This window comes from Vibrio sp. AIC-3 (genome assembly GCF_013114515.1).
In the GTDB taxonomy this organism is placed as follows: Bacteria; Pseudomonadota; Gammaproteobacteria; order Enterobacterales; family Vibrionaceae; genus Vibrio; species Vibrio crassostreae_C.
In genome coordinates this window covers 279,965-294,515 of the sequence record NZ_VTXG01000002.1, presented here as the reverse complement: position 1 = coordinate 294,515, position 14,551 = coordinate 279,965, and the positions used below count along the sequence as shown (strand labels likewise).

At 45.5% G+C, this 14,551-nt stretch carries 12 protein-coding genes; 10 read left to right on the top strand and 2 right to left on the bottom strand.

Features of this window, described 5'->3' with window-relative positions:
* Positions 1 to 33: 33 nt before the first annotated feature.
* Positions 34 to 1,158, bottom strand: coding sequence for an alanine dehydrogenase (gene ald, locus F0229_RS02885; protein ID WP_171732195.1), 1,125 nt, complete (start codon positions 1,156 to 1,158; stop codon positions 34 to 36).
* Positions 1,159 to 1,314: 156 nt separating this feature from the next.
* On the opposite strand from ald, the gene lrp reads away from it, so the two are divergent.
* The 6 genes from lrp to F0229_RS02855 all read left to right on the top strand — a co-directional run bounded on the left by lrp (position 1,315) and on the right by F0229_RS02855 (position 9,173).
* Positions 1,315 to 1,809 (top strand): leucine-responsive transcriptional regulator Lrp, encoded by a 495-nt coding sequence (gene lrp / locus F0229_RS02880; RefSeq protein WP_004734558.1) that lies wholly within the window; start codon positions 1,315 to 1,317, stop codon positions 1,807 to 1,809.
* A 163-nt stretch (positions 1,810 to 1,972) separates the two neighbouring features.
* Positions 1,973 to 5,143 (top strand): DNA translocase FtsK, encoded by a 3,171-nt coding sequence (locus tag F0229_RS02875; RefSeq protein ID WP_171732194.1) that lies wholly within the window; start codon positions 1,973 to 1,975, stop codon positions 5,141 to 5,143.
* A gap of 75 nt (positions 5,144 to 5,218) precedes the next feature.
* The gene (lolA, locus tag F0229_RS02870; protein ID WP_017060248.1) at positions 5,219 to 5,815 is read left to right on the top strand and encodes an outer membrane lipoprotein chaperone LolA; all 597 of its coding nucleotides are present in this window, start codon (positions 5,219 to 5,221) and stop codon (positions 5,813 to 5,815) included.
* 64 nt (positions 5,816 to 5,879) lie between these two features.
* The gene (locus F0229_RS02865; protein ID WP_017060249.1) at positions 5,880 to 7,235 is read left to right on the top strand and encodes a replication-associated recombination protein A; all 1,356 of its coding nucleotides are present in this window, start codon (positions 5,880 to 5,882) and stop codon (positions 7,233 to 7,235) included.
* Between the two features lie 142 nt (positions 7,236 to 7,377).
* On the top strand, positions 7,378 to 8,685 hold the full coding sequence (serS, locus tag F0229_RS02860) for a serine--tRNA ligase (protein WP_017060250.1): 1,308 nt from the start codon (positions 7,378 to 7,380) through the stop codon (positions 8,683 to 8,685).
* 221 nt (positions 8,686 to 8,906) lie between these two features.
* Complete coding sequence (locus F0229_RS02855) at positions 8,907 to 9,173, top strand: DksA/TraR family C4-type zinc finger protein (protein ID WP_171732193.1); 267 nt, start codon at positions 8,907 to 8,909, stop codon at positions 9,171 to 9,173.
* Positions 9,174 to 9,297: 124 nt separating this feature from the next.
* Here the strand turns inward: F0229_RS02855 and bioA are convergent, their stop codons facing one another.
* Positions 9,298 to 10,575 (bottom strand): adenosylmethionine--8-amino-7-oxononanoate transaminase, encoded by a 1,278-nt coding sequence (bioA, locus tag F0229_RS02850; RefSeq protein ID WP_171732192.1) that lies wholly within the window; start codon positions 10,573 to 10,575, stop codon positions 9,298 to 9,300.
* Between the two features lie 159 nt (positions 10,576 to 10,734).
* Here bioA and bioB point away from each other — a divergent pair, with 159 nt between their 5' ends.
* From bioB to bioD, 4 genes are read left to right on the top strand one after another with little or no spacing between them, the layout of a single operon-like run.
* The gene (gene bioB, locus F0229_RS02845) at positions 10,735 to 11,787 is read left to right on the top strand and encodes a biotin synthase BioB (protein WP_136974658.1); all 1,053 of its coding nucleotides are present in this window, start codon (positions 10,735 to 10,737) and stop codon (positions 11,785 to 11,787) included.
* The gene (bioF, locus tag F0229_RS02840; protein WP_171732219.1) at positions 11,774 to 12,985 is read left to right on the top strand and encodes an 8-amino-7-oxononanoate synthase; all 1,212 of its coding nucleotides are present in this window, start codon (positions 11,774 to 11,776) and stop codon (positions 12,983 to 12,985) included. The genes bioB and bioF overlap by 14 nt, the downstream gene beginning before the upstream one ends.
* A complete protein-coding gene (bioC, locus tag F0229_RS02835; protein ID WP_171732191.1) occupies positions 12,986 to 13,789 on the top strand; it encodes a malonyl-ACP O-methyltransferase BioC in 804 nt (267 codons plus the stop codon).
* Complete coding sequence (gene bioD, locus F0229_RS02830) at positions 13,786 to 14,469, top strand: dethiobiotin synthase (protein WP_017065314.1); 684 nt, start codon at positions 13,786 to 13,788, stop codon at positions 14,467 to 14,469. The genes bioC and bioD overlap by 4 nt, the downstream gene beginning before the upstream one ends.
* Positions 14,470 to 14,551 lie beyond the last annotated feature (82 nt).

Sequence of the window (14,551 nt, the reverse complement as noted above, 5' to 3'; positions counted from 1 at the left end):
GAAGATTATTGCGTTCAGTTAGTCATTACATCATTAGTTAAACATTGCGATTGCTTCTGTTGGGTCTACGTATTCAAGGTCAAAGCTTTCTGCAACTTCTTTACAAGTTACTTTACCGTGAATAACGTTTAGACCTTCTAGGAAGCCTTCATCAGATAGAAGTGCTTCGCGGTAGCCTTTGTTCGCTAGCTTAACAATGTAAGGAAGTGTTGCATTGTTTAGTGCGTAAGTTGAAGTACGAGCAACAGCGCCAGGCATGTTTGCAACACAGTAGTGAACTACGTCATCAACAATGTAAGTTGGGTCTGCGTGAGTGGTTGCGTGAGAAGTCTCGAAACAACCGCCTTGGTCGATTGCAACATCAACAACTGCTGAACCTGGCTTCATCTTAGCGATGTGCTCTTTTGTAACCAATTTTGGAGCTGCTGCGCCAGGAATTAGTACTGCACCAATTACTAGGTCTGCTTCTAGAACATGCTTCTCAATGGCGTCTTCAGTAGAATAAACCACTTTTGCGCGACCTTGGAATTCTTCATCAAGTCGACGCAGTGTATCTACGTTACGGTCAAGAATTGTAACATCAGCGCGAAGGCCTACAGCCATACGTGCTGCGTTAGCACCTACAACACCGCCACCAACAACAACAACTTTTGCTGGTTCAACACCTGGAACGCCACCAAGAAGAAGACCACAACCACCGTTAGATTTCTCTAATGTTTGTGCACCTGCTTGAATAGACATACGACCAGCTACTTCAGACATTGGTGCTAATAGTGGCAAGCGACCCATATTATCTGTTACAGTCTCATAGGCTACGCAGACAGCTTTGCTCTTGATAAGCTCTTCAGTTTGTGGAAAATCTGGTGCAAGGTGTAAATAGGTAAATAATATTTGCCCTTCGCGAAGCATAGCTCGCTCGACAGCTTGAGGTTCTTTAACCTTTACAATCATCTCTGCTTTCGCGAAAACGTCAGCAGCAGTAGGAAGAATGGATGCGCCTACAGCGATGTAATCATCGTCTGAAAAACCGATACCAGTACCGGCATTGGTTTCTACAAAAACTTGGTGGCCGTGTGAGATTAGTTCTCTCACGCTAGCTGGGGTCATACCAACGCGGTATTCGTGGTTCTTGATTTCCTTAGGTACGCCAATGATCATCCTGACTCCTCATTTTATTTTGGTTGTTTTATCTATGTGTAGGGTAATTCTGTCGAATTAATATCTAGTATAGATAGGTTTAGATAAAATTTGATACTGAATATTAAAAAGTTGTAGTATATTTTTTTGCAAGGAAGTAATAAGGTGGAATAAAAAATGGCAGACAATTATAAGAAGCCGTCCAAGGAACTAGATCGTATTGACCGCAACATTCTTAATGAGTTGCAAAAAGACGGTCGTATCTCAAACGTTGAACTCTCAAAACGAGTAGGACTTTCTCCAACTCCATGTCTTGAACGTGTTCGTCGTTTAGAACGTCAAGGTTACATTACTGGGTACACAGCGTTGCTGAACCCACAGTACCTTGATGCTTCACTTTTAGTGTTTGTTGAAATTACGTTGAACCGTGGTGCGCCAGATGTGTTCGAACAATTCAACACCGCTGTGCAGAAACTGGATGACATCCAAGAGTGTCATTTAGTGTCGGGTGATTTTGACTATCTTCTAAAAACACGTGTATCTGATATGGGTGCTTACCGTAAGCTACTGGGTGATACGTTACTTCGTCTACCGGGCGTAAACGACACTCGAACTTACGTAGTAATGGAAGAAGTGAAACAAACCAATCAACTTGTGATTAAAACTCGTTAGTCACAATTGGTGAAATGAAAGAAAGCGGACATTTGTTCCGCTTTCTTGCTTTCTGGAATTGGGTTTTTCTGTTTGATATGGTTAAATCAACAGTAGTTTCATTGAAACGAGCGGCTTTGGCCGCTCGAGATGTTTTTATCCCGTTTAATTATTAAGTTGGTTTATGTTCAAGCAGAGCAGTAATAAAGTAGAAACAATCATTAAAACGAGTGAAGAGCCTCAGTCTCCTCGTTTGAGTGGTTCTCAACGTCTCAAAGAGTGCAGTCTGATTCTCGGTGTTCTCTTCTCTATTCTACTTGCCGTTGCGTTATTAACTTTTAGTCCTGCAGACCCATCATGGTCGCAAACGGCGTGGGGTGGTGACATTCAAAATGCGGGTGGCTACCTAGGTGCTTGGTTGGCGGATACGCTTTTCTTCGTATTTGGCTCTTTGGCTTACCCTCTGCCTATCTTAGTGACGGTTGCTGCGTGGGTTTTATTCCGCAAACGTAATGAAGACGAGCAGATCGACTTCATGCTGTGGGGCACTCGCTTACTTGGCCTGACTATCCTAATTCTTACGAGTTGTGGTTTAGCGGATATCAACTTTGACGACATCTGGTACTTTTCATCCGGTGGCGTGGTAGGTGACGTTTTAACAAGCCTTGCACTTCCAACGTTGAATGTTCTTGGTAGTACGCTGGTTCTTCTTTTCTTATGGGGTGCTGGTTTCACTCTATTAACCGGTATCTCTTGGCTAAGCATTGTGGAATGGTTGGGTGAATGTGCCATCAAATTTTTCACGTCTACTGTTAATAAGGCTCGTGGTCAAGACCAAGAGCTGCTTGAGCCTCAATTAAGAGAATCAGCAGACCGCGATTTAATCGAAGAACGTCATCAGCAGCATCAAGCGCCAACTTACCGCGATGTTCCTGCTATAGAAGGCAACAAAGAATCAACAGAGCATGATCCGCTAGATCCTGCGATGAGTTTTTCTGCGACCAATGAGTCGGCAGACGTGGCGACAAATGCGCGAGACAATGCTGCATCGCCGAAGCGTCATTACAATATTCATATGCCTGTCGATGCTCCTGCGAAGCAAGAAGCTCCTGTTCATGAAGAACCTCAGGTTCAGCCTCAAGCGGTAATTGAGTCAGAGCAAACGATCCCTGCAGCAGCTGTTTACCAAGCGCCAGAAGAACCGCTAGAAGAAGGTATTGAGCGCTCTAAACAGTTGAATGCAACGATAGAGCAGCTAGAAAATGCGGCCATGTATGAAGATGACCTAGCAGAACAAGATCAGGTTGACGCGCATGATTCTCAGGTTGCTTACCAACAATACATGCAGAACGAACAACCAGAAGTTGGCCCTGCTCATGCTGACCTTAAAAGTGCTGAACCAGAATTAGATAGCTCACCACAAGTAAATGGCGAATTTGGTTCTGAAGATGTTCAACCTGAATCTTTATACGCTTCACCTATGGGCGAGCCAGAAGCAACCGTGGAAGACGATTTCTCTGCACAACCTTCACCGTTTGATGTTACGGAAGAGCAAAGCTACCAACAGGGCTCAGAGCTTGAATCAGAACAGGCTGAAGCTGAATTAGCTGACGCAGCATTAATCGAAGAACAGTTTGAACCTTTCCCTTATCAAGAAGAACATTCAGAACCTGAACAGCCAACAGCACAAAACCTAGAGCCAACTGTTGATCTTCCTTGGGAAGAAGTAACGGAAGAAGAACCTGCGCATCAAGATCAAGATGTCGCCGCATTCCAAAGCATTGTTTCTGAAGCCCAAGCGAATATGGCAGCGGCGCAGAATCCGTTCTTGGTTCAACAAGATGTTAATTTACCTAAGCCTGCTGAGCCATTACCCACGCTTGAATTGTTATTCCACCCTGAAAAGCGTGAAACCTTTATTGACCGTGATGCGCTAGAGGCAATTGCTCGTCTTGTTGAATCTAAGCTAGCGGACTACAAGATCAAAGCAGACGTTGTCGACATTTTCCCAGGTCCAGTAATCACTCGATTCGAACTTGATCTGGCTCCAGGTGTGAAAGTAAGCCGTATTTCTGGCCTTTCTATGGACTTAGCGCGTTCGCTCTCTGCATTGGCAGTACGTGTCGTAGAAGTGATTCCGGGTAAACCTTATGTTGGCTTAGAACTGCCGAATATGAGTCGCCAAACGGTATTCTTCTCAGACGTGGTTGCTAGCCCTCAGTTCCAAGAAGCGAAATCGCCAACGACAGTGGTTCTAGGACAAGACATCGCTGGTGAAGCCGTTATTGCTGATCTATCGAAAATGCCTCACGTTCTGGTTGCAGGTACAACCGGTTCTGGTAAGTCGGTAGGTGTGAACGTAATGATTCTGAGTATGCTTTACAAAGCATCACCGGAAGATGTTCGCTTCATCATGATCGACCCGAAAATGCTTGAGCTATCGGTTTATGAGGGTATTCCTCATCTATTGTCTGAAGTGGTAACCGACATGAAAGATGCGTCGAACGCCCTTCGTTGGTGTGTTGGCGAGATGGAACGACGTTATAAGCTGATGTCAGCATTAGGCGTTCGTAACATTAAAGGTTACAACGATAAGCTTAAGATGGCAGCGGAAGCGGGTCACCCAATTCACGATCCACTGTGGAAGCCTGGCGACAGCATGGACCCAGAAGCGCCATTGCTTGAGAAACTGCCTTACATTGTGGTTATCGTTGATGAATTTGCCGACCTAATCATGGTGGTTGGTAAGAAGGTTGAAGAACTGATTGCACGTTTGGCACAAAAAGCACGTGCGGCGGGTGTTCACTTGATCCTAGCGACGCAACGTCCATCAGTGGATGTTATTACTGGTCTTATTAAAGCGAACATTCCAACCCGTGTGGCCTTTACGGTATCAACTAAAACGGATTCACGAACTATCCTTGACCAAGGTGGTGCGGAATCACTATTGGGCATGGGTGATATGCTTTACTTGCCTCCTGGTTCTAGCCATACAACTCGTGTTCACGGTGCCTTTGCATCTGATGACGATGTACACGCAGTCGTGAATAACTGGAAAGCGCGTGGTAAGCCAAACTATATTGATGAAATCACCAACGGCGAACAAACTCCAGAAACCTTGCTTCCGGGTGAGAAGATGGAAGGTGATGAAGAGGTCGATCCTCTGTTTGATCAGGTGGTAGAACACGTTGTTCATTCACGTCGTGGCTCAGTTTCAGGTGTACAGCGTCGATTCAAGATTGGCTACAACCGTGCTGCACGTATTGTCGAGCAACTTGAAGCTCAAGGTATCGTAAGTGCTCCAGGTCATAACGGTAACCGAGAAGTCTTAGCACCAGCGCCACCAAAAGATTAGTTCCGGTAGGAACTCATAACTATTCAGTCGGTCAAATCGAAAATATGACCGACTTATGTTCTAACAGGATTATTGATGAAAAAAGTATTCGCACTTTTATTTATGAGCTTCTCAGTGTTTGCTTCTCCGAAAGAAGAGTTGAGTAGCCGCTTGGCATTAAACGCAGGCTTCAGCGCTGACTTTAAACAAGTCGTGACCAGCCCTGATGGTGATGTTGTTATGGAAGGTGAGGGCACGGTAGAGATTGCACGCCCAAGCCTGTTCCGCTGGGAGACCACGTTCCCTGATGAAAACTTGTTGGTATCTGATGGCCAAAGCTTGTGGTACTACAGCCCGTTCATTGAGCAAGTGAGCATTTATTGGCAAGAGCAAGCGACATCACAGACACCTTTTGTCCTGCTTACACGTAACCAAGAAAGTGATTGGGATAATTATAATGTGGCGCAAACGGGTAACCAATTCACGCTAACGCCAACTGCTGTCGATTCTAATCAGGGTGACTTCCAGATTAATATCACCGAAAAGGGCATTGTTCAGGGCTTTAATGTGATTGAACAAGACGGTCAAAAAGGTGAGTTTACCTTTAGCAATGTTGATTTGGGTAAACCTGCAGCAGACCGCTTTACTTTTGTGGCACCGGAAGGTGTCGAGGTCGACGACCAAAGAAACTGATCTAAACAAGCAGATCGTTTGGTAGTACGTCGATAGGCATTAATGCCATCAACGAATCAAGAGATTGCAATTGAGTAATTACAGCTTAGATTTTGCGGGGGACGAAGATTTTCGTCCCCTTGCTGCTCGTATGAGACCGGAAACTGTCGAACAGTACATCGGTCAGCAGCATATATTAGGCCCAGGTAAACCACTTCGCAGAGCGTTGGAAGCGGGCCATATCCACTCGATGATTTTGTGGGGGCCTCCGGGCACCGGTAAAACGACGTTAGCCGAAGTTGCAGCAAACTATGCGAATGCTGAAGTGGAACGTGTATCGGCGGTAACCTCGGGCGTAAAAGACATTCGTATTGCAATTGAAAAAGCGCGCGAGAACAAGCAAGCAGGGCGCAGAACCATCCTGTTTGTGGACGAAGTCCATCGCTTTAACAAAAGTCAGCAAGATGCTTTTCTGCCTCATATCGAAGATGGCACCGTGACCTTTATTGGTGCGACGACAGAAAACCCATCTTTTGAACTGAACAACGCTTTGTTGTCACGTGCGCGTGTCTACAAACTGACGTCCCTGAACACAGATGATATTTCTCTTGTCATTCGCCAAGCGATTGAAGATAAGCAACGTGGGTTAGGTGATGTGCCTGTTGATTTTGCTGATAATGTTTTAGATCGCCTTGCAGAACTGGTTAACGGCGACGCGCGTATGTCGCTTAACTACCTTGAACTGCTGTATGACATGGCAGAAGACAACGATAAAGGCGAGAAAGCGATAACCTTGCAGTTGTTGGCTGAAGTGGCTGGTGAGAAAGTCGCTCGTTTCGATAACAAGGGTGATATTTGGTACGACCTAATCTCCGCGGTTCATAAGTCAATTCGTGGCTCAAACCCTGATGCGGCCTTGTACTGGTCAGCACGAATGATTGCTGCGGGTTGTGATCCTTTGTATATCGTTAGACGCTTGCTGGCGATTGCTTCTGAAGATATCGGTAACGCTGATCCTCGCGCCATGCAGGTAGCGATGTCGGCTTGGGATTGCTTCACGCGCATTGGCCCTGCTGAAGGGGAGCGTGCGATTGCGCAGGCGGTTGTTTATCTCGCATGTGCACCAAAGAGTAACGCCGTTTACACCGCGTGGAAGCAAGCGTTAACAGATGCTCACAATCTTCCTGAATATGAAGTGCCGCATCATTTGCGAAATGCACCGACAACTTTGATGAAGGACATGGGCTACGGGCAAGAATACCGTTATGCTCATGACGAACCAGGAGCCTACGCCGCTGGTGAAAAGTATCTGCCTCCTGAAATGGGAGAGAAGCAATACTATTTCCCAACAAAACGAGGCTTAGAGACCAAAATTGGCGAGAAGCTAGATTATCTGGCGGATTTGGACGCAAAAAGCCCACAAAAACGCTATGAAAAGTAGTCTTTTTTGGATATCGTTACCTAGTCATAAAATTTCAATTAAATCGTTATAAATTGGTCGAAATAACACCAGTTTTAGGGGTTTAGCAGTGATTCAGTAGCAAGCTACTGAATATTCAAATAACTAAAGCATAGGATTAGCAATGCTGGATTCTAAATTACTTCGAGCTGAGCTGGATGAAACAGCGGCAAAATTAGCACGTCGAGGCTTCACCCTTGATGTAGAGACAATTCGTGAACTTGAAGAAAAACGTAAGTCCCTTCAGATGAAAACTGAAGAGCTACAAGCGTTACGTAACTCTCGATCGAAGTCCATTGGTCAAGCGAAAGCAAAAGGCGACCATGAAGAAGCTGAGCGTATCCTTGCAGAAGTAGGCAACTTAGGCGCAGAACTAGACCAAGCTAAAGTAGCATTGGCTGATCTTCAATCTGAGCTAGAAACGATCACAATGTCTATTCCTAACCTACCTGATGCAGAAGTGCCAGATGGTAAAGATGAAGACGATAACGTAGAAGTTTCTCGTTGGGGTCAACCTAAGACTTACGACTTTGAAGTGAAAGATCACGTCGATCTTGGCGAAATGTCTGGCGGTCTTGATTTTGCTAGCGCAGTTAAAATCTCGGGTTCTCGTTTCATCGTGATGAAAGGCAAATTTGCACGTCTACACCGTGCTATTGCTCAGTTCATGCTAGACCTTCACACTGATGAGCACGGCTACACAGAAATGTACGTACCGTATCTAGTGAACCACGATAGCCTTTACGGTACTGGTCAACTTCCTAAGTTCGGCGAAGACTTGTTCCACACAAGCCCGCTAACTGAGCAAGTAAGTGACGTACCTCTTAAGACTCTATCGCTTATCCCTACTGCGGAAGTACCGGTAACGAACATGGTTCGTGACACGATCACTGATGAAGCTGAACTGCCACTTAAGATGACAGCTCACACGCCGTGTTTCCGTTCTGAAGCGGGTTCTTACGGTCGTGACACTCGTGGTCTTATCCGTATGCACCAATTCGATAAAGTTGAATTAGTACAAATCACTAAGCCAGAAGACTCAATGGCAGCGCTTGAAGAGCTAACTGGCCACGCTGAGAAAGTACTTCAACTTCTAGAGCTTCCTTACCGTAAAGTGATTCTATGTACAGGTGACATGGGCTTCGGTTCTGCGAAAACTTACGACTTAGAAGTATGGGTTCCAGCACAAGAGACTTACCGTGAGATTTCTTCTTGTTCAAACATGTGGGATTTCCAAGCGCGTCGTATGCAAGCTCGTTTCCGTCGTAAAGGCGAGAAAAAACCTGAACTTGTACACACACTAAACGGTTCTGGTCTTGCTGTTGGTCGTACTATGGTTGCTATCCTTGAGAACAACCAAGAAGCAGATGGCCGTATTGCTATCCCAGAAGTACTTCAACCATACATGGGCGGCGTAACGCACATCGGTTAATTAGATTGATTAAGCATTAGGTTACTTATAAAACCCAGCCAACAGGCTGGGTTTTTTATTGCCTATAGAATAGTGCAGTGGCGAGAAATAAATAATTTTTGTTACCTATGTGTAATAGTGTTTTATTGATTTTGATAATTATTACAATCCTTAAATGTGGCTATAATATGCTCTTACCGCGGTAGGTATAGATTTTCTCGTTCAAATACTGAGGAGGGCTTATGGCCGTAGGATGGGCTGGTGACGATAGTGTCAGCCAGCAAATACAAAATACCATTGATGATGAGCTCTCTCGTGTAAGAGGAAACCTTCGAGGTGGTGAGGGTTTGCGTTATTGTGATGAGTGTGGTGATGAGATTCCGGAACAAAGACGACGCGCGATCAAAGGCGTTCGTTTGTGTATAGAATGTCAGTCAATATTAGAGCATGACGCACATCGACATTCATTGTTTAACCGTCGAGCAAGTAAAGATAGCCAATTACGTTAAACTGACGGTTACCTTCAAGCAGTTAAGGCCTTACTTTTATGTAAGGCCTTTTAGTTTAATTAAATGATTTATTAATGAAGATATATAGAAATAATCGTCGCTCTTGTTTAGAGCAATAAACGCCTTATTTAAAGCAATGAGTATTTTGTAATGCAGTGTCGATAGCAGCGACCAATTGCTCAATATGTTGTGGTTTGATAATAAACGGAGGCATCATATAAATTAGCTTACCAAACGGACGGATCCAAACGCCTTGCTCTACAAAGTGAGCTTGAATGGCTTCCATATCGACGGGTGTGTGAGTTTCAACGACGCCAATAGCGCCTAACCAACGCACGTCTTTAACCAGTTCATGTTCTCGCAACGGTGGTAACAACTCAGAAAAGAGCTGTTCAATCTGTTGAGTCTGATTTTTCCAATGGCCTTGCTCGATGATGGATAAACTTGCCGCACCGACTGCGCAAGCCAATGGGTTGCCCATAAAGGTTGGCCCATGCATAAAGCAGCCTGCTTCACCGCCACATACCGTGTCAGCAACTTCCTTACTCGCAAGCGTCGCTGACAATGTCATATAGCCACCAGTTAAAGCTTTGCCTACGCATAATATGTCCGGTTGAACATCGGCATGCTCACAAGCGAACAGTTCCCCTGTGCGGCCAAATCCGGTCGCAATCTCATCCAAGATCAGCAATACGTTGAATTCATCACACAGCAAGCGAACTTGTTTTAGGAACTCAGGGTGGTAGATGCGCATGCCGCCAGCCCCTTGAACGATAGGCTCTAAGATCACCGCTGCGACTTCTTGATGGTGTGCTGCCAGCTTTTCTCGAAAACTATCGATGTCACTTGAGTTCCACTCATCCCAAAAGCCTGTTTTTGGCGAATCAGCGAAAATATGTTCCGGCAAAAAGCCTTTGTAGAGGCTGTGCATCGAATTGTCAGGGTCGGTCACTGACATCGCCGCAAAGGTATCACCGTGGTAGCCATCTCTTAGTGTGAGGAACTTTGAACGAGGTTGTCCTTTAGCGTGCCAATATTGCAATGCCATCTTGAGGCTAACCTCTACGGCAACTGAACCTGAATCGGCCAAAAATACATGCTCAAGATTACTTGGCGCGAGATTCAAAAGCTTCTTACATAGATCGATAGCGGGCTGGTGGGTGATGCCACCAAACATAACGTGTGAAACCTTATCGATTTGACTATGAGCTGCAGCGTTTAGCTCTGGATGATTGTAGCCGTGGATGGTTGACCACCAAGATGACATACCATCAATAATTCGTTTTCCGCCTTCTAATTCTAGGTAAACACCGTCTGCGTTGGTGACTGGGTAGCAGGTCAGAGGTGTTAACGTTGATGTGTAGGGATGCCAGATATGCTGGCGATCAAAGGCGAGATCCATAGTAACTTCCATTCTTGGTGTGATTAAAAAATAACCAGATGTAAACTTTTGATATTATCAATGTGTTGACAGTCTAAAGCTTGTCGGTAGACTAGCCAAGCATAAATGCAATCTCTATTGATAGAGATGAAACATCAAATAATAAAAAAGGATCGACACGTGGAAGTTCGTCATGACTGGACAGTTGCTGAAGTAACAGCACTGCTTGAAAAACCGTTTATGGATTTAATGTTTGAAGCTCAAGTGGTTCATAGACAGTACCAAGAGCACAACCACGTGCAGGTGAGTACGCTTCTATCGATTAAGACCGGTGCTTGTCCTGAAGACTGTAAGTATTGTCCTCAAAGTGCTCACTACCGAACGGATGTCGACAAAGAACGCCTAATGGAAGTAGAGCGTGTTTTGCATGCGGCGCAAAAAGCCAAGAACGCGGGCTCGACTCGTTTCTGTATGGGCGCGGCGTGGAAAAACCCGAAAGAACGCGATATGCCTCACTTGACTGATATGATCAAAGGTGTGAAAGGTATGGGTCTAGAAACCTGTATGACACTAGGCATGTTAACCCCTGATCAAGCTGGCGAGTTAGCGGATGCAGGCTTGGATTACTACAACCATAACCTTGATACGTCTCCCGAGTTTTACGGCAGCATCATCACCACTCGTACTTACCAAGATCGTTTAGATACGCTGTCTCACGTACGTGATGCCGGTATGAAGATCTGTTCTGGTGGCATTATTGGTATGGGCGAAAGTACTAATGACCGTGCAGGCCTGCTGGTAGAGCTAGCGAACCTTCCGGTACACCCTGAGAGTGTGCCAATCAACATGCTCGTGAAAGTGAAAGGCACACCGATGGAAAACGTCGATGATGTTGAATCTTTTGACTTCATTAAGTTGATTGCGATTGCTCGTATCATGATGCCAATGTCAGCGGTTCGTCTATCTGCAGGTCGCGAGAATATGAATGAACAGATGCAGGCGATGTGCTTCATGGCTGGCGCGAACTCTATCTTCTACGGTTGTAAGCTACTGACTACGCCAAACCCAGATGAAGACACGGACATGCAGTTGTTTAAGAAGTTAGGCATCAACAGCCAACAAGTGGCTCAGAAGCCTGATGAAATTCAAGAAAACGAACTGTTAGATCAAGTAGTGGAGCGCGTTGCTGCTCGTCCAACGAAAGATGACATGTTCTACGATGCCACTGTTTAAATCCCGTATCAAAGATGCCCTTGTTCAACGCCGTGAGCAGGGGCTAACTCGTCAACTTAAAGTGCTCGAAAACAGTAATGGTCCTTTGCTTAATTGCGAAGGTTCTCGCTTTATTAATTTTTCGAGTAATGATTACCTAGGCTTGGCGAACGACCCTGAATTGGTGGAGGCGTGGCAAGCTGGGCTTTCCCTTTATGGTGCTGGCAGTGCGGCATCGCCATTGGTCACGGGTTTTAGTCCTGCTCATAGAAATTTAGAAGCTCAGCTGTGTGAATGGTTGGGCTTTGAACGTGCGATTCTCTTTAGTTCTGGTTTCAGTGCGAACCAAGCCTTGTTGTTTTCTCTGCTCGAAAAAGACGACTCTCTGCTGCAAGACAAGCTTAATCACGCCTCTTTGATGGAAGCGGGGATGCTTTCTCATGCAACCATGAAACGCTTTAAACACAACGACACGCAGCATCTAGAGTCTCTATTAAGCCGATCTCTACAATCCTTGGTCGTCACTGAGGGCGTATTCAGCATGGACGGCGATCAAGCGCCTCTCAGCCAGATATCTAACCTGACTCATCAATACGACAGTTGGTTGGCGGTTGATGATGCCCACGGTATCGGCGTATTAGGTGATAAAGGAGCTGGGAGTTGCAGTGCAGCACAAATCTCCCCCGATATTTTGGTGGTGACCTTTGGCAAAGCATTTGGCGTTTCTGGTGCTGCGATTCTTTGTTCGTCAGAAGTGGGTGATTACTTAACTCAGTTTGCTCGTCATCATGTGTACTCGACGGCGATGCCACCTTCACAAGCGGTGGCTTTATCTCATGCCTGTAAGATGACTCAAACTCAAGAGTGGCGCCGAGAAAAGCTGATTGAGTTAGGGTCTCTCTATGCAGAGCAGGTGAGCGGCTTGAAAGGCTTTGTGGATACTAAGACTCCGATTAAGCCATTTGTGATAGGTGAAGCACAAGCGGCATTATCAATAGCTGAAGAGTTAAAGCAAAACCAAGTTTGGGTGACCGCAATAAGGCCGCCAGCCATACCTGCTGGAACTGCTCGATTACGAATCACGTTAACAGCTAACCATAGCCCAAAACAGATTCTCCAGTTAACCAGGTCGTTGCATCAAGCCATTGAACGAAACATCGACTTAAGCACTGAACCGGGTATCCATCCAAGCTTTGAATCAAATAAAGAGGCTCAGTAAATGTCACAAGAAGCAGTAGTGCATAATTACGTTGGCCAAGATAAGAGTGCGATTGCCGAAGCCTTTGGTAAAGCGGCAACAACCTATGACAAACACGCTGAATTTCAACGCGATGTTGGCCACCGATTACTGGATAAATTACCCAGCGATCTGTCAGGCTTTAAGGTGCTGGATCTAGGTTGTGGTACTGGCTATTTCTCCGAGCAACTTGTAAAACGAGGCGCCGAAGTGGTTTGCGCTGATCTTTCTGTTGGAATGCTAGCAACAGCAGAGAAGCGGTGTGGTGCATCTGTATCTTTATATCAACAAGCCGATGCCGAACAATTGCCGTTTGAAGATGGGTGCTTTGACATCGTTTTCTCTAGCCTTGCGTTGCAATGGTGTGACGATTTGTCGTCGCCTTTGAGAGAGATTAAGCGTGTTACAGCGGCTGGTGGGCGTGTTATTTTCTCAACTTTGCTTGATGGGTCGCTGTTTGAACTGAAAAAGTCGTGGTCCAAAATTGACGCACATCAACACGTTAACCATTTTATTACAATCAATAAGGTAAAAATTGCGTTAGCGCAATCTAGCTGTACCGTTCATCAACTAGACTTGCCCACCATCACCGTTTGGTACGACACTGCGTTTGAACTGATGCGCGACCTTAAAGGTATCGGCGCTAATCACGTAAGTGGTCGCTCACAAGGTTTAACAAGTCGTCGCATGTTGCAGCTTGTTGATCGGGAATATCGAGAGTTTAAGAACCATCAAGGTTTCTTACCAGCAACATATCAAGTTTGTTTAGGGGTTATTCAATTATGATTGATGCATTATTCATTGCAGGTACGGATACCGAAGTGGGAAAAACTGTGGTTTCAAAAGCGATTCTTCAAGCTTTGGCCGCACAAGATTTATCAACAATTGGTTACAAGCCAGTTGCTGCAGGGAGTGAAAAATCTCCTGAAGGACTGCGTAATAGTGATGCACTGCATCTTCAAGAAGCGGCGACGCAAGATATTGCTTACGAAGACGTCAATCCATACGCGTTGTTGCTACCATCATCGCCTCACATCGCTGCTAAGCATGACGGCGTGGTGATTGATGAAGCCGTATTATCTGCAAAGCTGGAAGAGCATAAGCAAAACTCTGACATCGTGTTAGTTGAAGGTGCTGGTGGTTGGCGTGTACCGGTTTCAGATGATGAATACTTGTCTAGCTGGGTTAAAAAAGAGCAGCTTCCAGTGGTACTGACTGTGGGTATTAAGCTTGGTTGTTTGAGCCACGCACTGCTAACTGCTGAAGCGATTCGTGCTGACGGACTAAACTTAGTTGGTTGGGTAGCAAACCGTATTAATCCTGGCACTGAACATTACGCTGATATTATTGCGATGCTTGAAGATAAGCTAGGTGCACCAAAGTTAGGTGAGATCCCTTACGTACCAAAAGCGAAGTCTAAGAATATTGGCAAGTACATTAATGTACAGCCATTGCTTGAGCTTTAATTCTCAAGTTATACGAGAAATAAGAAAAGGGCTGCGATTGCAGCCCTTTTGCTATTTTAAGCCTGTGTAGAGTTAAGCTTGG

What these genes read in the sequence shown, in the direction of transcription:
- ald (WP_171732195.1), bottom strand. Translation starts at nt 1,158, where the DNA reads ATGATCATTGGCGTACCTAAGGAAATCAAGAACCACGAATACCGCGTT.
- lrp (WP_004734558.1), top strand. Translation starts at nt 1,315, where the DNA reads ATGGCAGACAATTATAAGAAGCCGTCCAAGGAACTAGATCGTATTGAC.
- F0229_RS02875 (WP_171732194.1), top strand. Translation starts at nt 1,973, where the DNA reads ATGTTCAAGCAGAGCAGTAATAAAGTAGAAACAATCATTAAAACGAGT.
- lolA (WP_017060248.1), top strand. Translation starts at nt 5,219, where the DNA reads ATGAAAAAAGTATTCGCACTTTTATTTATGAGCTTCTCAGTGTTTGCT.
- serS (WP_017060250.1), top strand. Translation starts at nt 7,378, where the DNA reads ATGCTGGATTCTAAATTACTTCGAGCTGAGCTGGATGAAACAGCGGCA.
- F0229_RS02855 (WP_171732193.1), top strand. Translation starts at nt 8,907, where the DNA reads ATGGCCGTAGGATGGGCTGGTGACGATAGTGTCAGCCAGCAAATACAA.
- bioA (WP_171732192.1), bottom strand. Translation starts at nt 10,575, where the DNA reads ATGGATCTCGCCTTTGATCGCCAGCATATCTGGCATCCCTACACATCA.
- bioF (WP_171732219.1), top strand. Translation starts at nt 11,774, where the DNA reads ATGCCACTGTTTAAATCCCGTATCAAAGATGCCCTTGTTCAACGCCGT.
- bioC (WP_171732191.1), top strand. Translation starts at nt 12,986, where the DNA reads ATGTCACAAGAAGCAGTAGTGCATAATTACGTTGGCCAAGATAAGAGT.
- bioD (WP_017065314.1), top strand. Translation starts at nt 13,786, where the DNA reads ATGATTGATGCATTATTCATTGCAGGTACGGATACCGAAGTGGGAAAA.